Origin of the sequence: Rheinheimera sp., assembly GCF_036782235.1 — a bacterium.
Lineage (GTDB): Bacteria > Pseudomonadota > Gammaproteobacteria > Enterobacterales > Alteromonadaceae > Pararheinheimera.
The window spans coordinates 344,221-365,427 of record NZ_DAIPZL010000003.1; the positions used below are offsets into that span (position 1 = coordinate 344,221).

Annotated in this window: 19 protein-coding genes; 18 read left to right on the plus strand and 1 reads right to left on the minus strand. The window is 49.7% G+C overall.

All coding sequences use genetic code 11. From position 1 onward, the window contains the following. Positions 1-264: 264 nt before the first annotated feature. The 8 genes from sdhC to sucD all read left to right on the plus strand — a co-directional run bounded on the left by sdhC (position 265) and on the right by sucD (position 10,138). On the plus strand, positions 265-642 hold the full coding sequence (gene sdhC / locus V7P87_RS05590; protein ID WP_296299544.1) for a succinate dehydrogenase, cytochrome b556 subunit: 378 nt from the start codon (positions 265-267) through the stop codon (positions 640-642). Beyond that, on the plus strand, positions 633-980 hold the full coding sequence (gene sdhD, locus V7P87_RS05595; protein WP_333796546.1) for a succinate dehydrogenase, hydrophobic membrane anchor protein: 348 nt from the start codon (positions 633-635) through the stop codon (positions 978-980). The genes sdhC and sdhD overlap by 10 nt, the downstream gene beginning before the upstream one ends. Beyond that, positions 981-2,753 carry a succinate dehydrogenase flavoprotein subunit gene (gene sdhA, locus V7P87_RS05600; RefSeq protein WP_260656824.1) on the plus strand — a complete coding sequence of 591 codons (1,773 nt, stop codon included), beginning with the start codon at positions 981-983 and terminating at the stop codon, positions 2,751-2,753. 12 nt (positions 2,754-2,765) lie between these two features. Next, positions 2,766-3,485 (plus strand): succinate dehydrogenase iron-sulfur subunit, encoded by a 720-nt coding sequence (locus V7P87_RS05605; protein WP_296299546.1) that lies wholly within the window; start codon positions 2,766-2,768, stop codon positions 3,483-3,485. 149 nt (positions 3,486-3,634) lie between these two features. Next, positions 3,635-6,439, plus strand: coding sequence for a 2-oxoglutarate dehydrogenase E1 component (locus V7P87_RS05610; RefSeq protein WP_333796547.1), 2,805 nt, complete (start codon positions 3,635-3,637; stop codon positions 6,437-6,439). Positions 6,440-6,706: 267 nt separating this feature from the next. Next, on the plus strand, positions 6,707-7,900 hold the full coding sequence (gene odhB, locus V7P87_RS05615) for a 2-oxoglutarate dehydrogenase complex dihydrolipoyllysine-residue succinyltransferase (protein ID WP_333796548.1): 1,194 nt from the start codon (positions 6,707-6,709) through the stop codon (positions 7,898-7,900). Positions 7,901-8,099: 199 nt separating this feature from the next. Beyond that, positions 8,100-9,266 carry an ADP-forming succinate--CoA ligase subunit beta gene (sucC, locus tag V7P87_RS05620; protein WP_260656862.1) on the plus strand — a complete coding sequence of 389 codons (1,167 nt, stop codon included), beginning with the start codon at positions 8,100-8,102 and terminating at the stop codon, positions 9,264-9,266. Continuing rightward, positions 9,266-10,138, plus strand: coding sequence for a succinate--CoA ligase subunit alpha (sucD, locus tag V7P87_RS05625; RefSeq protein WP_031570684.1), 873 nt, complete (start codon positions 9,266-9,268; stop codon positions 10,136-10,138). The genes sucC and sucD overlap by 1 nt, the downstream gene beginning before the upstream one ends. Positions 10,139-10,266: 128 nt before the next feature. Here sucD and V7P87_RS05630 read toward each other — a convergent pair whose 3' ends face one another. Then, positions 10,267-12,366, minus strand: coding sequence for an ATP-binding protein (locus V7P87_RS05630; RefSeq protein WP_333796549.1), 2,100 nt, complete (start codon positions 12,364-12,366; stop codon positions 10,267-10,269). 222 nt (positions 12,367-12,588) lie between these two features. On the opposite strand from V7P87_RS05630, the gene V7P87_RS05635 reads away from it, so the two are divergent. From V7P87_RS05635 to V7P87_RS05680, 10 genes are all read left to right on the plus strand, one after another. Continuing rightward, the gene (locus V7P87_RS05635) at positions 12,589-13,425 is read left to right on the plus strand and encodes a thermostable hemolysin (RefSeq protein WP_333796550.1); all 837 of its coding nucleotides are present in this window, start codon (positions 12,589-12,591) and stop codon (positions 13,423-13,425) included. Then, positions 13,416-14,975 carry an AMP-binding protein gene (locus V7P87_RS05640; protein ID WP_333796551.1) on the plus strand — a complete coding sequence of 520 codons (1,560 nt, stop codon included), beginning with the start codon at positions 13,416-13,418 and terminating at the stop codon, positions 14,973-14,975. Before V7P87_RS05635 ends, V7P87_RS05640 begins: the two co-directional genes overlap by 10 nt. A gap of 15 nt (positions 14,976-14,990) precedes the next feature. Next, positions 14,991-15,683 (plus strand): TenA family transcriptional regulator, encoded by a 693-nt coding sequence (locus tag V7P87_RS05645; protein ID WP_333796552.1) that lies wholly within the window; start codon positions 14,991-14,993, stop codon positions 15,681-15,683. Positions 15,684-15,685: 2 nt separating this feature from the next. After that, positions 15,686-16,468, plus strand: a complete 783-nt coding sequence (locus V7P87_RS05650) for an SDR family oxidoreductase (RefSeq protein ID WP_333796553.1) — start codon at positions 15,686-15,688, stop codon at positions 16,466-16,468. A 72-nt stretch (positions 16,469-16,540) separates the two neighbouring features. After that, positions 16,541-17,248 carry a hypothetical protein gene (locus V7P87_RS05655; protein WP_333796554.1) on the plus strand — a complete coding sequence of 236 codons (708 nt, stop codon included), beginning with the start codon at positions 16,541-16,543 and terminating at the stop codon, positions 17,246-17,248. Between the two features lie 19 nt (positions 17,249-17,267). Further along, complete coding sequence (locus V7P87_RS05660; RefSeq protein WP_260656834.1) at positions 17,268-17,927, plus strand: response regulator; 660 nt, start codon at positions 17,268-17,270, stop codon at positions 17,925-17,927. Then, the gene (locus tag V7P87_RS05665; protein WP_333796555.1) at positions 17,924-19,339 is read left to right on the plus strand and encodes a sensor histidine kinase; all 1,416 of its coding nucleotides are present in this window, start codon (positions 17,924-17,926) and stop codon (positions 19,337-19,339) included. The genes V7P87_RS05660 and V7P87_RS05665 overlap by 4 nt, the downstream gene beginning before the upstream one ends. A 50-nt stretch (positions 19,340-19,389) precedes the next feature. Continuing rightward, entirely contained in the window at positions 19,390-19,743 is a 354-nt protein-coding gene (locus V7P87_RS05670) for a cupredoxin domain-containing protein (RefSeq protein ID WP_333796556.1), read from the plus strand. Then, positions 19,733-20,473 carry a hypothetical protein gene (locus V7P87_RS05675; protein ID WP_333796557.1) on the plus strand — a complete coding sequence of 247 codons (741 nt, stop codon included), beginning with the start codon at positions 19,733-19,735 and terminating at the stop codon, positions 20,471-20,473. The genes V7P87_RS05670 and V7P87_RS05675 overlap by 11 nt, the downstream gene beginning before the upstream one ends. Further along, positions 20,470-21,171, plus strand: coding sequence for a hypothetical protein (locus V7P87_RS05680; protein ID WP_333796558.1), 702 nt, complete (start codon positions 20,470-20,472; stop codon positions 21,169-21,171). Before V7P87_RS05675 ends, V7P87_RS05680 begins: the two co-directional genes overlap by 4 nt. Positions 21,172-21,207 lie beyond the last annotated feature (36 nt).

Below are 21,207 nucleotides of genomic sequence, written 5' to 3' on the forward strand. Positions count from 1 at the left end.
CGACTCTAGTCGTATTGCCAATTCTGTCAAAACAGATACCGTGACTGCGGTGGATTTTCTTCAACAAAATTAAACATAAATTGTAATCCCGACTCGTGAAATATATACTGTCGCGGGTTCTGAATCAGTTCACTGACCGATAGATAAAAAATTGGGCTGAACCACTCCACGCTGTAGCCTGTATATCCATTGGGTGTTGACTGTTTATGCAGCAACGTATAATGACAACAAAGCTCAGAATAGGGCGTCGATAGGCAAGAAACTGTGAAAAAGCAAAGACCTGTAAATCTTGATCTAACCACTATATCCATGCCGGTAACGGCAACTGCATCCATCCTGCATCGTGTAACCGGCGTCGCAATGTTTTTTGCGCTGATTTTCGTGATCTGGGCTTGGGCTGTATCTCTGTCTTCTGCCGAGGGTTTTGCACTGGTTAAAGAAGTCATGACTTCTTTTATCGCCAAGTTCATTGCCTGGGGTACCATCACAGTGCTGATTTATCACCTGGTCGGCGGCGTGCGCCACCTGATCATGGATATGGGCCATTGGGAAGAATTAGAGTCGGGCAAACTCAGCGCTAAAGTTGCTTTAGCCCTGTGGGTTGTATTGGCCGTATTAGCTGGAGTCTGGTTATGGTTCTGAATCAAGCATCGTTAAAACGTGATGGCGTACAAGATTATGTGTCATTGCGCGCTACAGCAGTCATTTTAACGCTGTACACCCTGTTTATCCTTGGTTATTTCCTTTGCACCCCGGAAATTACCTATGAAGGCTGGAAAGCCTTGTTTTCTAATGTTCTGGTAAAAGCCTTTACTTTACTGGCGCTGGTTTGTATCGCTGTTCACACCAAAATTGGTCTGTGGCAGGTACTGACTGACTACGTAAAATCATCGACATTACGTGCTGTGCTGCAATTTGTGCTGTACACCATCGCTTTTGGTTATGTCGCTGTTGGCCTGTTTGTTATGTGGGGTGCTTAATTGAATATTCCAGTTCGCGAATTTGATGCCGTGGTAATTGGCGCAGGTGGTGCAGGTATGCGCGCTGCTCTGCAAATTACTGAATCAGGTTTAACCTGTGCTCTGTTATCTAAAGTATTCCCAACCCGTTCTCACACTGTATCTGCGCAAGGTGGTATTACTGTTGCATTAGGTAACTCTCACCCGGACAACTGGGAATGGCACATGTTTGATACCGTCAAAGGTTCCGACTATATCGGTGACCAGGACGCTATTGAATATATGTGTAAAACTGGCCCTGAAGCCATTACTGAACTGGAAAACATGGGTTTACCTTTCTCCCGTTTTGAGAATGGCCGTGTATATCAGCGTCCTTTTGGTGGTCAGTCCAAGAATTTTGGTGGTGAACAAGCCGCCCGTACTGCAGCAGCTGCTGACCGTACCGGTCACGCTTTATTACACCTGCTGTATCAGCAAAACGTAAAAAACAAAACTCAGGTGTTTTCTGAGTGGTATGCCCTGGATCTGGTGAAAAACCAGGATGGCGCAGTGGTAGGTTGTACTGCCATTGACATCGAAAGTGGCGAAATCGTTTATTTTAAATCCCGCGCAGTTGTTTTAGCGACTGGTGGTGCCGGCCGTATTTTTGCGTCAACCACCAACGCGCACATTAACACCGGTGACGGTGTAGGTATGGCGCTGCGTGCCGGTGTGCCGCTGCAGGATATGGAAATGTGGCAATTCCACCCGACAGGTATTGCCGGTGCCGGTGTACTGGTGACTGAAGGCTGTCGTGGTGAAGGTGGTTACCTGCTGAATAAAGACGGCGAGCGTTTTATGGAGCGTTATGCACCAAACGCCAAAGACCTGGCAGGCCGCGACGTGGTTGCCCGTTCTATGATGACGGAAATCCGTGAAGGCCGTGGTTGTGATGGTCCATGGGGCCCGCATATCAAACTGAAACTGGACCACTTAGGTGAAGAAGTTTTAGAAAGCCGTTTACCTGGTATTTGTGAGTTGTCCCGTACTTTCGCTCACGTTGACCCGGTAAAAGAGCCAATTCCGGTGATCCCAACCTGTCACTACATGATGGGTGGTATTCCGACCAACGTACATGGTCAGGTGATTCATCCAAAACCGGATGGCTCTGAGGCTGTAGTACCAGGTTTATTTGCCTGTGGTGAAATTGCTTGTGTATCTGTACACGGTGCGAACCGCTTAGGTGGTAACTCCTTATTAGACTTAGTTGTATTCGGTCGCGCTACAGGTTTACACCTGGGTGAAGCACTGGCTGCAACTTCTGAATACCGCGACGCTTCTGACTCCGATCTGCAAGCTGCTTTAGCCCGTACTCAACGTTGGGAAGATAGCAAAGCAGGCCAGGGTGAAGATCCGGCGCAAATCAAAAAAGACTTACAGCAATGTATGCAACTGAACTTCTCGGTATTCCGTGAAGGTAAGGCAATGGCTGAAGGCTTAGAGCAGTTAAAAGTGATCCGTGAGCGGCTGAAATATGCCCGTCTGGACGACAAGAGTGCTGAGTTTAATACCCAGCGTATCGAGTGTCTGGAGCTGGACAACCTGATGGAAACCGCATTCTCAACTGCAGTTGCTGCCAACTACAGAACTGAGAGCCGTGGCGCCCACGCTCGCTTTGACTTCCCGGACCGTGATGACGACAACTGGTTATGCCATAGCGTCTACTCACCGGACACTGAGTCTATGTTTAAGCGGAAAGTGAATATGGAACCTAAGTTCCGTCCGGCTTTCCCACCTAAAGCCCGTACTTACTAAGAGGGATACAGAATGACGAAGTTAGAATTCTCTATCTACCGTTACAACCCTGATGTCGATAATGCGCCACGGATGCAGGACTATGTGCTGGATAATCCGGAAGGCCGCGACATGATGGTGTTAGATGCACTGTTGAAATTAAAAGAGCAAGACCCAACCTTATCTTTCCGTCGCAGCTGCCGTGAAGGTGTTTGTGGTTCAGATGGTCTGAACATGAACGGTAAAAACGGTCTGGCTTGTATCACACCATTGTCTGCGTTAGGCAAAGGTAAAGGTGGTAAGCTGGTGATCCGTCCGCTGCCAGGTTTACCTGTTGTGCGTGACTTAGTGGTTGATATGTCTCAGTTTTACACTCAGTACGAGAAAGTAAAACCATATTTGATCAATGACGATTTACCACCTGCCGGTGAATATCTGCAATCACCGGAAGAGCGCGCCAAGCTTGACGGTTTATACGAATGTATTCTGTGTGCCTGCTGTTCAACGTCTTGCCCATCATTCTGGTGGAACCCTGACAAGTTCATCGGCCCGGCTGGTTTGTTACATGCTTACCGCTTCCTGGCGGATAGCCGTGACACTGCCACAGAACAACGGTTAAACGATTTGGACGACGCATTCAGCGTATTCCGCTGCCACGGTATTATGAACTGTGTCAACGTATGTCCAAAAGGGTTAAACCCGACCAAAGCCATTGGTCAAATCAAATCGATGTTATTAAACCGGGCGCTGTAAAGCGCCCCTTTTCTGACAGCTGATGTAACACAATGAACGGCGGCCAGCTGGGTCAGTGACCGCCAACCAGGAAAAAATAGCCATCAAACCTGTTCCATGGCTATTTTTTTGCTACTTTTTTCCAGGTGCTTCGAGATAAGGGAAAGTAAATGCACGAAGGTGTAATGAAGGCGTGGTTGGAGTCTTCTCATCTTGGCGGTGGCAACATGGCCTATGTAGATGAACTCTATGAATCCTACTTAGCTGAACCTACCAGTGTTGGTGATGAATGGCGCGAGTTCTTCGCAAAATTACCAAAAATTGATGGTGTAGAACTGGAATCCCGGCATTCCGAGATCCGTCAGCAGTTTGCTGAACTTGCCAAAAATAAACACCGTGAAGTGGTGGTGGCAACAGGTGGCGGTGATAGCCGTCAGGTAAAGGTTCTGCAACTGATTAATGCTTTCCGTTTCCGTGGCCACCAACATGCCAAACTGGATCCGCTGGAGCTGTGGAAACGTCCACGGGTGCGCGATTTAGAATTATCTTTCCATGATTTAAGCCAGGATGATTTTGACACCGAGTTTAATGTGGGCTCTTTTGTAGCCGGCACTGAAACGATGAAACTCGGTGAACTGGTGAAAGCGCTGGAGACCACTTATTGCGGTTCTATCGGTGCTGAATATATGCATATTGTGTCCACTGATGAAAAACGTTGGATCCAACAACGTTTAGAGTCAGTGCGTTCTACCCCGAATTATGACAAAGCGACCAAAGCCCAGATTTTAAAAGGTCTGGTTGCTGCGGACGGTTTAGAGCGTTATTTATCGGCCAAATTCCCGGGCGCCAAACGTTTTGGTCTGGAAGGCGGCGACGCTATGGTGCCGATGATCAAAGCGATGATCCACCGTGCCGGTGAGCAGGGCGCAAAAGACTGTATTATCGGTATGGCGCACCGCGGTCGCCTGAATACCTTAGTCAACGTCTTAGGTAAAAACCCAAGCAAGCTGTTTGATGAGTTTGCCGGTAAATACGAAGTCGTTGGTGCCGGTGACGTAAAATACCATATGGGTTTTTCGTCTGACTTTGCCACCAAAGGTGGTGATGTGCATTTAGCTTTGGCCTTTAACCCGTCTCACCTGGAAATTGTGAACCCTGTGGTGATGGGCTCAGTGCGTGCCCGTCTGGATCGTCGTGGTTGTACCGACGGTTCACTGGCGCTGCCAATTACCATTCACGGTGACTCTGCTTTTGCTGGTCAGGGTGTGGTTGCTGAAACCTTTAACATCTCTCAGACCCGTGCCTTTAAGGTAGGTGGTTCTATCCGTCTGGTGATCAACAACCAGGTGGGTTTCACCACGTCAAACCCGGAAGACACCCGTTCTACCGAATATTGTACTGACATCGCTAAAATGGTGCAGGCGCCAATTTTCCATGTGAATGGTGATGACCCGGAAGCTGTGGTGTTTGTTGCCCAGCTGGCGGTTGATTATCGCAACACCTTTAAACGTGATGTGGTGATTGATCTGGTGTGTTACCGTCGTAACGGTCACAACGAAGCGGACGAGCCGAATGCAACGCAGCCGCTGATGTACCAAAAAATCAAAAAACACCCGACACCCCGTGAAATTTATGCTGACAAGCTGATCAAAGCCGGTTTATTTACCGCTGTCGAAGTTCAGGCCATGGTTGACGACTACCGCAACGCGCTGGACAAAGGTGACTGTGTGGTTGAAGAGTGGCGTCCAATGAGCGAAGTGGCTGTAGACTGGACTCCATTCTTAGGTCACGACTGGACCACAGCTTACGACGCCAGCATGAATGTTGCCGATTTAGTGGCGCTGGGTGAAAAAGCCATTCAGGTACCGGCTGAACATACATTACAACGTCAGGTTGGCAAAGTGTATGAAGACCGCGCTTTAATGCTCAAAGGCGAGAAAAAAATCGACTGGGGTTTTGCTGAGATTCTGGCATACGCTGCCACTGTCGGTTCAGGTGCCCGTATCCGTATTGTGGGTCAGGATTCTGGCCGGGGTACTTTCTTCCACCGTCATGCGGTATTACACAACCAAAACGACGCCAGTACTTATACACCACTGGAACATTTAAGCCCGACACAAGGTCCGTTCCAGGTATACGATTCTGCATTGTCAGAAGAAGCCGTACTTGCTTTTGAATATGGTTACGCCACAGCTGAACCACGTGCTTTAGTGATTTGGGAAGGCCAGTTTGGTGACTTCGCCAACGGTGCTCAGGTGGTGATCGACCAGTTCTTAAGTTCAGGCGAACAAAAGTGGGGCCGTCTCTGTGGTCTGACACTGTTACTGCCGCACGGTTATGAAGGTCAGGGCCCGGAACACTCGTCAGCCCGTTTAGAGCGTTTCCTGCAACTTTGTGCTGATCACAATATGCAGGTGGTGGTGCCGACCACGCCAGCTCAGGTGTTTAACATGATCCGTCGTCAGATGGTACGCCCAATGCGCCGTCCGCTGATTGTGATGTCACCTAAGTCCCTGCTGCGTCATCCGCTGGCCACATCAACTTTGGAAGAGCTGGCGTCAGGTCAGTTCCACAACGTCATTGGTGAGATTGATGATATCAACGCCAAAGACGTGAAACGTGTGGTGTTCTGTAGCGGTAAAGTGTATTTCGACCTGCTGGAAGAGCGCCGTAAACGTGGCCTGAACAATATTGCTATTGTACGTGTGGAGCAGTTGTATCCGTTCCCGCAGGAAGAAATGGCCAAAGTACTGGCGCAATATCAGCACGTGACCGATTTTGTCTGGTGTCAGGAAGAACCACAAAACCAGGGTGCCTGGTACTGCAGTCAGCATAATTTCTGGGCCGCTATTCCAAATGGCGCCAGATTAACTTATGCCGGTCGTGATGCTTCATCATCACCAGCTGTTGGTTATTTATCGGTACACAACAAGCAGCAGCAGGCGTTAGTTAATGCCGCGCTGACGCTGGCGTAAACAGACAAAACCTAAGTACCCATCATCGTCGAGGATGTTGGGTATTTAACGATTTTTTATGGTCAGTGTGGGTTTATACCCAAAATCATTGAAGTCGCAGGTAGGCGCCGAGTGAGTGAGACCCCAGGAGCATAGTTGTCTATGTGAGTGGGGCGAGCGAGTGAAGGCAACACCCCTGCAACTTCAAGGATGACGGGTATAACGACACTGGCTTTGGCTTTGTAAGACTGAACACAAACGCAGACCAATCTGTAAAAAGGTGACAAAGTGGAAATTAAAGTCCCAGTACTACCCGAATCTGTTGCTGATGCAACTATCGCTACCTGGCATGTAAAAACAGGTGAAACCGTCAGCCGCGACCAGGTTCTGGTTGATATCGAAACTGACAAAGTTGTTTTAGAAGTTGTGGCACAAGCTGATGGCGTGATGGGCGAAATCATCCACGCTGAAGGTGCAACTGTGCTGGCCGAGCAGGTGATTGGTCATCTGAACGCCGGCGCAACTGCTGCTGCAGCCCCAGCTGCTGCCGCTGCTCCTGTTGCTGCAGCCCCGGCTGCCGCCAGCGACGCTGATGAAGTGTTAACACCTTCTGTACGTCGTATGATTGCTGAAAAAGGCTTAGATGCCAGCAAAATCCAGGGTTCAGGCAAAAACGGCCGAGTGACCAAAGAAGACGTGGAAAAATTCCTGTCTGGCGCGCCGGCAGCTCCTGCTGCTAAAGCCGCCCCTGCCGTTGCAGCACCAGTTGCTGTGGTTGGTGACCGTTCACAAAAACGTGTGCCTATGACACGTCTGCGTAAAACTATCGCTAACCGTCTGCTGGAAGCGAAAAACTCTACAGCCATGCTGACCACTTTTAACGAAGTGAACATGAAGCCAATTATGGATCTGCGTAAACAATACGCTGATGTGTTTGAGAAAAAACACGGTATCCGTTTAGGTTTTATGTCGTTTTATGTAAAAGCCGTGACCGAAGCGCTGAAACGTTACCCTGAAGTGAATGCTGCTATTGATGGCGACGATATTGTGTATCACAACTTCTTCGACGTTAGTATTGCAGTGTCAACTCCACGTGGTCTGGTCACCCCGGTGCTGCGCGATTGCGACAAAATGAATCTGGCTGAAATTGAAAAAGCTATCAAAGATTTAGCCATCAAAGGCCGTGACGGCAAACTGGCGATGGACGACCTGATGGGCGGTAACTTCACTATCACCAACGGTGGTGTGTTCGGCTCTCTGATGTCAACGCCAATTATCAACCCGCCACAATCGGCAATTCTGGGTATGCATAAGATCCAGGACCGTGTGATGGTGGTTGATGGCAAGATGGAAATCCTGCCAATGATGTATTTAGCACTGTCTTATGATCACCGTATCATCGACGGTAAAGAATCTGTGGGCTTCCTGGTCACAGTGAAAGAATTATTAGAAGATCCAACCCGTATTTTGTTGGATATCTGATATTACCCTAAGCCACTGAAAACCCGGCCAGACAACACAAAGTTCTGGCCAGGTCTGAAGTTGCAACCGGGAAAATAGAGCGGAAGGGCTGCGTTAAAGCAGCCTTTTAAATCATCTGGATATAGCCACAAGGCATTATCCAATGGGTCAGGCCGCACCGAAAGGGCGGCTACAATCAATAGAAAAACGGAAAGAAGCCATGAATTTGCACGAATATCAGGCAAAACAGCTTTTTCGCGAATACGGTTTACCTGTATCTGAAGGTTATGCGGAAGAAACTCCACAGGCCGCAGCAGAAGCAGCAGATCGTATTGGTGGAAACAAGTGGGTAGTGAAAGCTCAGGTTCACGCTGGTGGTCGCGGTAAAGCGGGCGGTGTGAAATTAGTTTCTTCTAAAGAAGAAATCCGTAACTTTGCTCAAAATTGGTTGGGTAAAAATCTGGTTACGTACCAAACTGACGAAAAAGGTCAGCCTGTCAGCAAGATCCTGGTTGAAACCTGTACAGATATCGAAAAAGAGCTGTATCTGGGTGCCGTGGTAGACCGTTCAAGCCGTCGCATTGTATTTATGGCGTCGACTGAAGGTGGTGTAGACATCGAGAAAGTCGCTGAAGAAACACCAGAAAAAATTATCAAGATGGCGATTGACCCGCTGGTAGGCGCTCAGCCGTTCCAGGCGCGTGAAATCGGCTTCAAGCTGGGCTTAAACGCCACGCAAATCAAACAGTTCACTAACATCTACTTGGGCCTGGCCAAGATGTTTGTTGACCTGGATATCGCACTGATCGAAGTAAACCCGCTGGTGATCACTTCTCAGGGCAACCTGCACTGCTTAGACGCCAAACTGGTTGCTGACAGCAATGCACTGTACCGTCAGCCAAAACTGCGCGCTTTCCATGACCCATCACAGGAAGACGAGCGTGAAGCCCGTGCTGCCCAATGGGAACTGAACTATGTTGCTTTAGAAGGTAACATCGGTTGTATGGTAAACGGTGCCGGTTTAGCTATGGGTACTATGGACATCGTGAAATTAAGCGGTGGCCAGCCAGCAAACTTCCTGGACGTTGGCGGTGGCGCAACCAAAGAGCGCGTAACCGAAGCATTCAAAATCATCCTGTCTGATTCTGCCGTGAAAGCAGTATTCGTGAATATCTTCGGTGGTATCGTGCGTTGTGACATGATCGCTGAAGGTATTATCGGTGCCGTTGAAGAAGTGGGTGTAAGCGTACCAGTTGTTGTGCGTTTAGAAGGTAACAACGCTGAATTAGGTGCCCAGAAGCTTCAAAGTTCTGGCCTGAACATCATCGCTGCCACTTCATTATCAGAAGCTGCTAAAGCTGTAGTGAAAGCCGCGGAGGGCAAATAATGTCTATTATCATCAACAAAGACACTAAGGTCATCTGTCAGGGTTTCACTGGTAGCCAGGGTACTTTCCACTCCACTCAGGCGCTGGAATACGGCACTAAAATGGTTGGTGGTGTAAGCCCAGGTAAAGGTGGCACCACGCACATTGGTTTACCAGTGTTCAACACAGTGAAAGAAGCTGTTGCTGCCACTGGTGCAACTGCCACTGTGATTTATGTTCCGGCACCATTCTGTAAAGATGCAATCATCGAAGCCGCTGATGCTGGTTTAGAGCTGATTGTATGTATCACTGAAGGTATCCCGACTATCGATATGCTGTTTGCCAAAGAATACGTTGACCGTAAAGGTGTACGTATGATTGGTCCAAACTGCCCTGGCGTTATCACACCAGGCGAATGCAAAATCGGTATCATGCCAGGCCATATCCATAAGCCAGGTAAAGTAGGTATCGTATCGCGTTCAGGTACTCTGACTTATGAAGCTGTGAAACAAACCACAGACGAAGGTTTTGGTCAGTCTACTTGTGTTGGTATCGGTGGTGACCCGATCCCAGGTTCTAACTTCATCGACATCCTGAAATTATTCCAGGAAGATCCACAGACTGAAGCCATCATCATGATCGGTGAAATCGGTGGTACTGCTGAAGAAGAAGCTGCTGCTTACATCAAAGCCCACGTGACTAAGCCTGTTGTGTCTTACATTGCCGGTGTAACTGCACCAGCTGGTAAGCGCATGGGCCACGCCGGTGCCATCATCTCTGGTGGTAAAGGTACGGCTGATGACAAATTCCGTGCTCTGGAAGACGCTGGTGTTAAAACTGTGCGTTCTCTGGCAGATATCGGTAAAGCACTGCGTGAACTGACTGGCTGGTAAGAGCGGTTTAGTTTTTAGTGCAAAAAAGAACCCGCCTTGTGCGGGTTTTTTTGTATCAGGGCTTCGTAAGGCGCTCGAACTTAAGCTCTGCTGTGCTTAAGTGTTGCTGTGCTTAAGTGTTGCTGTGCTTAAGAGCGTTGAGCCATTTCTGGCTCAGCAGCTGCTCGCAGCTGATTGGGTAAACGGCACACCAGGGCAAAACCTGAACTGACGGCAAGAGCCTCAATTTCTCCTTCCAGTGCCACTGTGACCAGGTTATACACCAGATTTAAACCCAAACCTGTGTGGCCGCTGTGCCGGCTGGTGGTATAAAAAGGTTCAAACACTTTGTCCGGGGATGAGGCAGAAAAACCCATGCCGTTGTCTTCGTAATGCAGCTCCCAATGCTCAGGCAGGCATTTTATCCAAAGCCGGATCTGGCCGGTTTTGCCTTCGGGAAAAGCGTGCAAAATGGCGTTATCAATCAGTTCAACCAGCAGCAGCTGAAAACTCTGTGCATCGGCATACAACATCAGTTCTGTCTGCTGGTAATCGATGCTGAGTCGCTGCCGGTCAAAACGGGACGCCAATAATGCCATCACATCGGTGATCAACTGCTGCAGGTTAAATTTGCTGTAATTGTCACTACGCTGTACAGCCAGTTGCTTAAAGTGCTGTACCAGGCGGGCACAACGTTCTACGTTTTGTGCCGATAAACGCTGAACCTCGCTGCTGTCGGCAAGATAAAGCTGCAAATCCTGTTTCGTCAGGCCTGTAGCCAGTTTTTGCTGAAATTCAGTGGTTTTTTCCTGCAATAAACTTACTGCTGTGGTCAGAATGCCAAGCGGGGTGTTCAACTCATGCGCCAAACCAGCCACCATGCCCGCTGTTGCAGCCATTTTTTCGGAAGCAATTAAATGCCGTTGCGTGAGTTGTAGCTGCTGATAAGACGCGGCCAGTTGTTTGGAATAAAGTTCGGATTGCTGGCGCTTTTTCTGTTGCAGCCGGACAAGGAATAACAGCAGCAGAATAATGGCTAAAGCTGCGCTGCCAGTTAACCAGACTGTGCGGCGCTGATGGCTGGATTTGAGGTTTCTGACTGTTAGCTCTTGCTCTAAGGTTTTGATCTGTTGCTGTTTTCTTAAGTTTTCTATCCGGTTCTGCAATTGCAGCAACTGCTGCTGAGCCTCTTCATTGTGGTACTTCTTGTAATAGTGCAGATGTTGTTGCATGGCTTGCAGCGCTTGTGCATCTTGTTGCTGTTGTTGCAGCAGCTGGCTTTTTAACAGATAAGCATCAGATAGTTGCCGGTTCAGCTGCTGCGCTGTGGCCAGGGTTAAGGCCTGGTCAAGATGGCGCTGTGCCAGCTGAACATCTTGCTGATGCTGCGCGATTTCCGCCAGCATCAATAACACCACACTCTGATAATAGGGATCTTCCCGCTGCTGATAACCCAAAAGTGCAGCTTCAGCATATGGCTGGGCAGTATCATGTTGTTTCAGCGCCAGATAACAGCGTGCCAGACTCATTTTGACATAAATTAAATCGGCTTCCTCGTAGGCCGGATCGTCAAGTGCAGCCATTAAATCGGTAAGAGCCTGCTGGTATTGGCCCATTTCTATGCGCAAATTACTGATGTTGTTTTGAATATTCACTCTCAGATAATCAAACTTATATTGCTCATTGAGTGCGCGGGCAGCCTGGAACAATTCCAGTGCAGTTTGGTTTTGTCCGGTGTGTACCGCCTGAATGGCGGTATAAATACGGCTGGTGATCTGGCGTTCCGGCTGATTGTACTCTGTCGAGAGTTGTACCGCTTGCGCCAGTAAATTGCTGGCTTTGATATGGTCACCACGGCGCATGGCGATATAACCCAGAATTTCCAGTGCTCTGGTGGTTCTGGCCGGATGTTGTTGCTGCACTTCGTGAAGCCAGGCTTCCAGTAACTGCGCTGACGCATCATTTTCAGACAACACCATCAGATTAAATGCTTTGGTGGTAATCAGCCGCTCGCGTAATTCAAAGTCATGTTTGGGTACTGTGGTTAACCACTGGTCTATCTCTGAGTTGGCCTCACGCGGTCTGGATTTACTCATCAATTTGAGCTGTTCAAATCTATCAGCGTCGTTTTGTTGCTGCTCCTTGTGCTCTGTAGAACGGCCGGTGTTGTTGCCGTCAGCGTTCAAGGGGGTGACACACAACAACAGAAAAAACATAAAAGGTGGGAGCCAGCTTTGTTGCCCTGACATAACTCTAATCCGCCTGTAACTGCTTACAGCTGAGTATGACTTATCTGTGAAAGGCCGCAGCGTCCAGCTTGCGGTTTTACCAAATAAATTAGCAACATCTGAAGCAGTGCCGTCGCTGCTCAGTGGGCCACTTTGGTAATAACAGACAAATTTTCCGACTTAAGGTTGTTTTAAGTATCAGCAGCCAGAATCGCGACCATAGCCTTAGAGCAGGAGTTGGTGATGGTGGCACTGCAGTTTCAGTTTAGTCCTGAGTTGAAGCCCAATTTTAAACCAGAGTTTAGCGCTCAACAGGGGCAGGTTGCGCCACAGCTGCAGTCAGAGCCTGCAGCGATGGATGCTGGTCTGCAGAGTGATAAAGCGGCACAACTCTTGTTACTGAACAAGGATGCGGCGCAGCGTCATTCGTTACAGCAGTTTATTGCCAGTGGTTTTCACCAGGCTTATGGTGCCGATGTACAGACTTTTATGCCGGATTTACTGGCGGTGCAGGCCAAAGGTCAGTGGCAGGCGGTGCTGGGTATTCGCAGTGGCCAGAATCAGTCCTTGTTTGTTGAGCAGTATCTGGATGCCGATATTTGCACTGTGCTGCGCTCGGCCGGTATTCACAGCAGCAGAGATAGCCTGGTTGAAATTGGCAATCTGTATTCCGCCAACCGTCAATACACTTTATTGCTCTTTGTGGTGCTGGCTTATGCCTTGTATCAGCTGGGGTATCGCCAGCTGGTGTGCTGTGCCACAGCTCAGGTGCAGGATTTATTGCAGCGTCATGGCCTGGAGTTGACGTTTCTGGCTGAAGGCGACGCCAGCCGCCTTGGTGACAGTGCTCTGAGCTGGGGCAGTTATTATCAAAGTCACCCTAAAGTTTGTGCGCTGGATTTAACCCAGGCCATGGCGCTTATCAGCAGCTCCCCAAGATTACTGGCGTTACCACACCAATACTGGCCCTCTCTGCATGCCACTGTGACAGGCCTGAGCCTTGAACAAAAATCTGCCGCCAAAACCAGCGCAGCAACTGTGGATCAGACAACAACAGTGAACCAAGGCAGATGCGCGTGAAACTGAATTTCCCGCACACCGCAAAACTAACGGACGCCATCAGTGGTGAAAGTCTGGATCTGACTCTGCTAAGGGCCAGAGTGAATGAGTGGCAACAACAATTGCAGGCACTCTCTGCCAAAAGAGTGCTGTTGTTAAGCCCGGGCAATCTGGAATGGGCGCTGCTGGATTTAGCCTGCCTCGATAGCAATACCTTGTTAGTACCACTGCCCACTTATTTAAGTGAAGCGCAGCTGCACCATATCCTGGCTGCGGTTAAACCTGATTTAATCTTCAGCAGCAATACACTTCAGCTGGAGGGGTTCCGGCCGGTGGGCAATTTCCATCATTTGTATGCTTATCAGTGCGAGCGGGCCGACCAGGCTCTGCAGTTACCACCAGACTGTCAGAAAATTACCTTTACCTCAGGCTCTACCGGTACGCCCAAAGGGGTGTGTTTATCGGCTGCGACCCAGCTGCAGGTGGCACAAAGTCTGGTGGAGCGAATTTCCATCAAAGCGCCGCGTCATTTGTGTTTATTACCATTGAGTACCTTGCTGGAAAATATCGCCGGCATTTATGCACCTTTGCTGGCTGGTGGTGAAGTGCTTTTGACCGACGAATTCCAGCGTGGTTTTCATGGCAGCAGCCTGGCAGAGCCGAAAAAATTATTAGGCCTTATCAGCAGCACCCAACCACAAACACTGATTTTAGTGCCCGAGCTGTTACAGCTGTTAGTGCAGGCTTGTCAGCACGGCTGGCAGGCACCGGCAAGCCTGTTATTTATTGCAGTGGGCGGCGCTGTGGTGGCGCCACAACTACTGGCTCAGGCCGCCAAAGCCGGTTTGCCGGTGTATCAGGGTTATGGCTTAAGTGAATGTGGCTCTGTGGTTGCTTTATCAGAGGTAAATGCTGCAACGGCCAGCCTGGAAGATTTAGCCACAGTGGGTAAGCCGTTATCCCATTTGCAGGTGAAAATTGTTGCAGGCGAACTCTGGGTTAAAACGCCGTTTTTAGGCTATTTGTCGGACTTGAATGCTCAGTCTGATGCAAAGCCACAAACACGGCAAGAAGCAACGGCTGCAGATGAAACACAAGGCTGGGTAGCCACCGGCGATTTGGCCGTGATGCTGCCTGATGGCCGGCTGCAAATTCAAGGCCGTAAAAAAAATCTGCTGATTTCAAGCCTGGGTCGCAATATTAATCCGGAATGGGTGGAAGCCGAACTGTTAAAAAATGGCTTGTTGCAACAGGCGGTGCTGGTCGGCGATGCCCGGCCTTATTGCAGCGCCCTGGTGTATTGCCAAGAGTCAGCTATCAGCAACAGCCAGATTAAAAACTGGCTGGCACAGGTGAATCAAAGTTTGCCTGATTACGCCAGGGTGCAGCGTTTTTACCGCCTCAGCGCGCCTTTGTCCGAAGCGAGCGGCACCTTAACTGCCAATCAAAGACCCAAACGTACCCAAATTGCCGAACTGTATCAGGCACAAATCGCCGCGCTTTATACCAATGATGCTGTCACCGACAGCGTTCAATCCGATGTAGTTGCTGCAGCATCAGCTGCTTGTTGAAATCAGGAGTTGTTTATGAGTTTTCATCAGAAGTTAATTGAAGCCACTGCAGCAGAACGTGATTACTTGTTGTCAGCCCCGGTGATCCACCGCTGTTTTTATGGCGACATCACCCTTGATGACTACGTTGCCTTTTTGCAGCAAGCCTATCACCACGTTAAACATACCATTCCGCTGTTAATGTCGGTGGGCGCTTTATTACCAGAATCAAAAGAATGGCTGCGTGAAGCTGTGGCTGAATATATTGAAGAAGAGCTGGGCCATCAGGAATGGGTTTTAAATGACATTGCCCGTTGTGGTTATGACAAAGAACAGGTGCGTGGTAGTAAGCCGTCTTTTGCCACCGAAATGATGGTGGCTTATGCCTACGACTCAGTGCGCCGTATCCACCCTTTATGTTTTTTTGGCATGGTGCTGGTGCTGGAAGGCACATCCACAGCACTGGCCGACCAGGCTGCCGGTGTTATTGCAAAAAAGCTGCAACTGCCGAAAAAAGCTTTTAGTTATTTAAGCTCGCACGGCGCTTTGGATCAGGAGCACATTAAGTTTTTCAAAGGCCTGATGGACAACATTGACGACGAGCAGGAGCAGCAGCTGATCATCCACGCGGCCAAACGTTTTTACCGGCTTTATGGTGACATCTTTTTCAGTCTGGACGCCAATCATGGCATCAGCAAAATGCCACAAGCCGAAACGGCGGAGCTTTGAAGATGAATATTCAGGATAAAACCATAGTACTGACAGGCGCCACCGGCGGTATTGGCCGCGCTATTGCGGCCGAACTGGCGGCCAGGGGCGCCAGGCTGATCCTGGTCAGCCGCGACAGTGAAGCGCTGCTGCGGCTGCGCCAGCAGCTGCCGGGCCAGCACAGAGTATTCAGCGCTGATGTCACAGACATCCAGGCACTGCAGAAACTGCAGCAATTTTGTCAGCAACAGGGGGCTGTGCACGGCCTGATTAACAACGCCGGCATCAGTCAGTTTGCCCTTTGTGCCGAGCAGGATTATGCAGCGCAAATCAAGCTGAACCTGCTGGCACCAATGCAGCTGTGCCAGTTGTTATTGCCCCAGCTGAAACAACAAAACGACGCTTTTATTGTCAATGTCGGCTCTGCTTTTGGCAGCATAGGTTATCCGGGCTATTCGGGCTATTGTGCCAGCAAATTTGGCCTGCGGGGTTTTACCGAAGCGCTCCGGCGGGAGCTTGGCGCCACCAGGGTGAAGGTGCTGTATTTTGCACCCAGAGCCACCAACACTGCTATTAACAGTGCCGCTGTTGTAGCGATGAATCAACAACTGGGCAATCAGATGGACAGCCCTGAGCTGGTAGCCAAAGCCTTGTTACAACAACTGGAAACAGCACAAAGCCGGCGCTTTTTAGGCTGGCCTGAGCAACTTTTTGTCAGACTAAATGCGATTTTTCCGGCGCTGGTTGACAAAGCACTGCAGAAAAAACTCGCTGTGATTGAAAAGTATGCCAGCGGCCGGACTTAACCACAGTTTTCAATAAAAAATTGGTATTCAACTGGTTTTAACAGGGCTCAGTAGCTGGGCAACGAGGTAAAAATGAAGACTTTAACCAACAATAGTCAGGCGAACAAAGTACGCGGCAGATTGAGCAAGGGGCTCAATCAAGGTCTGAGTCTATTGCTGCTGGCGGCTGCTTTTATCGGGAGCCCGGCACTTTGGGCTGATGTGCTGAGCGATATAGCGCCTTTGCAGCAGCGCTGGGCCGACATTAACTATCAGCTGGATGAAGACAAGCGCGAACAAGCTTTTACCGAGTTAGTAGGCACTGCCGACCAGGTGGTGGCTGCCAATGCCGATAAAGCCGAAGCCTATATCTGGCGTGGCATTATTAAATCCAGCCTGGCCGGTGCCAAAGGTGGTCTTGGTGCTTTAGGTGTGGCTGAGGAGTCTAAAGTCGATTTTGAAAAAGCCCTGGCGCTTGATGCCAATGCGCTGCAAGGTTCGGCTTACACCAGCTTAGGCGTGTTGTATTTTAAAGTGCCAGGCTGGCCTATTGGTTTTGGCAGTGATAAAAAAGCGGCAGAGCTTTTAACCAAAGCTTTAACAATAAACCCGCAAGGTATTGATCCAAATTACTTTTATGCAGAATTGTTGGCAGATAAACGCGACTATTCCACAGCAATGCGCTATCTTGAACAGGCCAAACAAGCCCCAAAACGGCCGGGCCGCGAAAGTGCCGATGCCGGGCGGCAGCAGGAAATTGCTATGCTGATGGCTAAAGTCGCGAAAAAATTAAAACATTAAAAGTGGTAGGGTAAAGCCAATGCGGATATTGCTGGTTGAAGATGACATGGATTTGGCGCAGGGTCTGCAACTTGCGCTGCGTGAACAGGGTTTTACGGTTAATCAGGTGTCACTGGGCCAGCAGGCGCTGGCCTCTATCCGCAGTCAGGACTGTGATGCCGTGGTACTGGATTTGGGTTTACCCGACATCGACGGCCTGGATGTATTAAAAATTACCCGGCAAAAATACGCCAAGTTACCGGTGCTGGTGCTCACAGCGCGCGATGGCGTTGACGACCGCATTCGCGGTCTGGATTTAGGGGCGGACGACTATCTGGTAAAACCTTTTGCCATGTCCGAGCTTTTTGCCCGCCTCAGAGTGATAGAAAGGCGTTTAGGCACTGCCAGCTCGCACCTTATTCGTCTGCAGAATGTTGAGCTTGACGCCACAGCACATCAGGTGGCGGTGGATGGTGCTGTGCTCAGTTTATCCAGACGCGAATATATGCTGCTAAAGGTACTGATGGAGTCGGCTGGTCGCATTAAAACCCGCGAGCAGCTCGAAGCCAGTTTATATGCCTGGGGCGAAGAAGTGGCCAGCAATGCCCTTGAAGTGCATATCTCCAATCTTCGGAAAAAGCTGCCCAAAGACTTTATTAAAACGGTGCGTGGTGTGGGTTACAGCGTGAGTCCGGCATGAGTTCTATCCGCCGTTATCTGGTGACTATGTTGATTGCAATGCTGACGCTGACCAGTTTTATGGCGGCGCTGCATAGTTATCGTGAAAGTATCAGTAGGGCGGATCAGCTGTTTGATGATGATTTACAAATGCTGGCGGCCAGTTTATTGCCATCTTTTACCAAAGTGGCCACAGGCCCGGAGCTTGCTGACGACAAACTTGGCAGCGTGGTGCAAATCTGGCGTGGCAACACCTTGTTATACAGGTCCGCCAATGCGCCAGCACAGAAAATTCAGGCCCCTGAAGGTTACAGCGAACAAAACTTTTCCGGTCAGCGCTGGCGCACTTATCTGCAGCTGGTGCCGGCAGCTGTCAGCGCTCAGAGTGTGCAAAGTACTGATAGGATGCAGGGTACGGACAGTATGCAGAGCACAGATGCGGCCACTACAGCTGCGCAAACTGTGCCCCTGACTGTATTAGTGGCGCAGCCGCTCAAACAGCGTCAGCAACTGGCGGAAGAAGTAGTGCTGGCGTCTATTTACCCTGTGGTACTGAGTTTACCGCTACAGGCGCTGCTGATTTGGCTGGCGGTCAGTAAAGGTTTATCGCCGCTGTTAAAATTTGCCGAGCAGTTATCGGGCAAAAAGGCCGACGATTTAACGCCGGTGCAGCTTTCGCAAGTGCCGGCTGAGCTGTCGCAGGTGCTTGGCACCACCAATCAGCTGCTGGCCAAACTCAGTGATGCTTTTGCAAGGGAAAAACGTTTTGCCTCAGATGTGGCGCACGAGCTTCGTACACCGCTCAGTGTCTTACAGGTGAATCTGCACAACGCCATTTCACAGTGGCAACAGGCCGGTGTGGCCGATCCACAAGGCTTAATGCCGGCGCTGCAGGACGGTGTGCAGCGTATGAGTCAGCTCATCGAACAAATTATGCTGCTCAACAGAACCAATCCGGAGCATTTTAAAGCCAAGCTGCAAAACATGGATTTGGCGGCCTTATGCCGCGAAGTCATCGCTGAGCTGTATCCACAAATTTTGCAAAAAAACCAGCAAGTGGAGCTCTGTGGAGCATCTTATGTGCCGCTGATGGCCGATACTTTTGCACTGCGCTTAATGCTGGTGAATCTGCTTGGCAATGCCATTAAATACACTCCTGCCCATGGTGAGATCAAGCTAACGCTTGCGACTGAGCAAAAGTTGATAAAACTGACCCTGGAAGATTCGGGGCCTGGCATAGATCCAAAAGAATATCAGCGCGTATTTGATCGTTTTTACCGGGTGGGTGGCGACCGGCATCAGTCCGGTCAACCTGGCTCGGGTTTGGGGTTGGCTATTGTCAAAGAAATTGTTGCGCTGCATGCTGGCAGTTTAACCCTTGGGCCATCGGGATTTGCTTCAGGACTTAAAATAACAGTGGAATTACCGCAGTGAAGCCAGAGCGTCAAAGCCTAGTGCACAAACTTCAACTATTCGGGCTTTATTTGCTCGCTCTAATCGGCTTTCCCGCTTATGCCGAACTTTTGGTATTGCAGCTGCAGTTAAAAGACCATCTGTTTAGTCCCACCACACTTTATGTGCCAGAGGGCGAAAAGGTCAAACTGCTGATCCATAACCAGGACAGCACCCCGGAAGAATTTGAAAGTTTTAGCCTCAACCGGGAAAAAGTGATTTTAGGCAACAGCAAAGGGGTGGTGTTTATCGGCCCGCTTGAGCCGGGTGAACATGCTTTTGTCGGTGAATATCACCCGGATAGTGCCCGCGGCACCTTGATAGTGCTCCCTAAAGCACAATGGCAGGCGCAGCAACAGGCAAAGGAGGGCAGCGGTGCTGATTAACACTGTGGTGATGTTTTTACAGGAGTTACTGCCGGCCTTGTTGCTGTTAAGCACGCTGTTGGTATGGCAGGGCAGCAGACTCAAATTTTTATTACCTGTATTGCTGGGGGCAACAGTGTTTGGGTTGTTGCTGATTGCCAGCCAGTTTAGCCGTATTTCTGATTTTGCCTCAGGCTCAGGCCTGGAGCTTTTGTATATCTGCTGTTATCTGCTGACTTTTATTTTGTTGTTGCTGAGTGTGGCTTTTGCCGGACAACCACACTGGTCAGCAAGGCTGGCCGGTTTAGCGGTGGCCAGTTTGCTGTGGGTCAACGGCAGTAACCTGGTGCTGTTTTTGTTTGTCTATCAGCAAAATCTGTTTGCCTCCCCGGCGCTGTTGCTGGGCGCAGCGCTGGGGCTTGGCATTGGCCTTAGTGTGGCAGTGCTTTGGTATCAGTTGCAACTGGAGCTGGCGGGGCGCTGGCGGGTGTTTTTACAGTTGTGTCTGTCACTGCTGGCAGCCCGGCAAATCAGCATGGCGGTGATGTTGCTGGTGCAAACTGATTGGCTCGCAAGCGGGCCACAACTTTGGAACAGCGAATGGTTGTTGTCTGAAGAATCGGAATATGGCCACTTTTTTAATGCGTTATTGGGTTATGAAGCAACGCCTGGCCTGATGCAACTGGTGGGTTTTGTCGCTGCTTTTTTGCTGTTGTTGTGGCAAAGCCGCCGCCTGGAGGTAGAAAAATGAGACTGGGACTGGGATTGCTGTTTTTGTTATGCAGCGTGCCGGCTTGGGCCGACGGCCGGGTGGTAGATAAAGTCTACCATCCTTATGTGCAGCCGCTGGAGCGTGAATTTGAATACAGGTTTGCCTACCAGAAACAGGCTGAACATCCGGACAATAATGCCATGGCGCAAAAGCTCGGTTATGGTTTTTCTATTGCCGAGCGGATGGCGCTGGAATTTTATGTGATGGCTGACAGGGTAAGCCCGGAAGATTACAAGCTCAGTGGTTATGAGCTGGAGCTACGCTGGATGTTAACAGAGCAGGGCCAGTACAGTGCCGACTGGGGCATGCTGTTTGAGCTGGAAAGGCAAAATAACTCGGATAATTATGAATTCACCACCGGTTTATTAATGGAAAAAGAGTTTGGCCCGACCAGCTTGACGCTCAATGGTTTATTGGTATACGAATGGGGTCAGACTTTAGAGTCTGAGCTTGAAACCGAATTTCGCCTGCAATACCGCTATCGCTGGTTGCCGGCTGTACAGCCTGCCATTGAATTTTATGCCGGTGAAAATTACAAAGGTGCCGGCCCTTCGATGATGGGCGTGCATAAATTCAGTGGTTTAGAACAATTAAAATGGGAATTTGCGGTGATTTTTGCCATTGACGCTTCCACCGTGAATAACACCTTGCGTTTTGCACTGGAGTATGAATTTTAACATCGGTCTGTTGCAGACCCAGTCTTAAGAAATTGT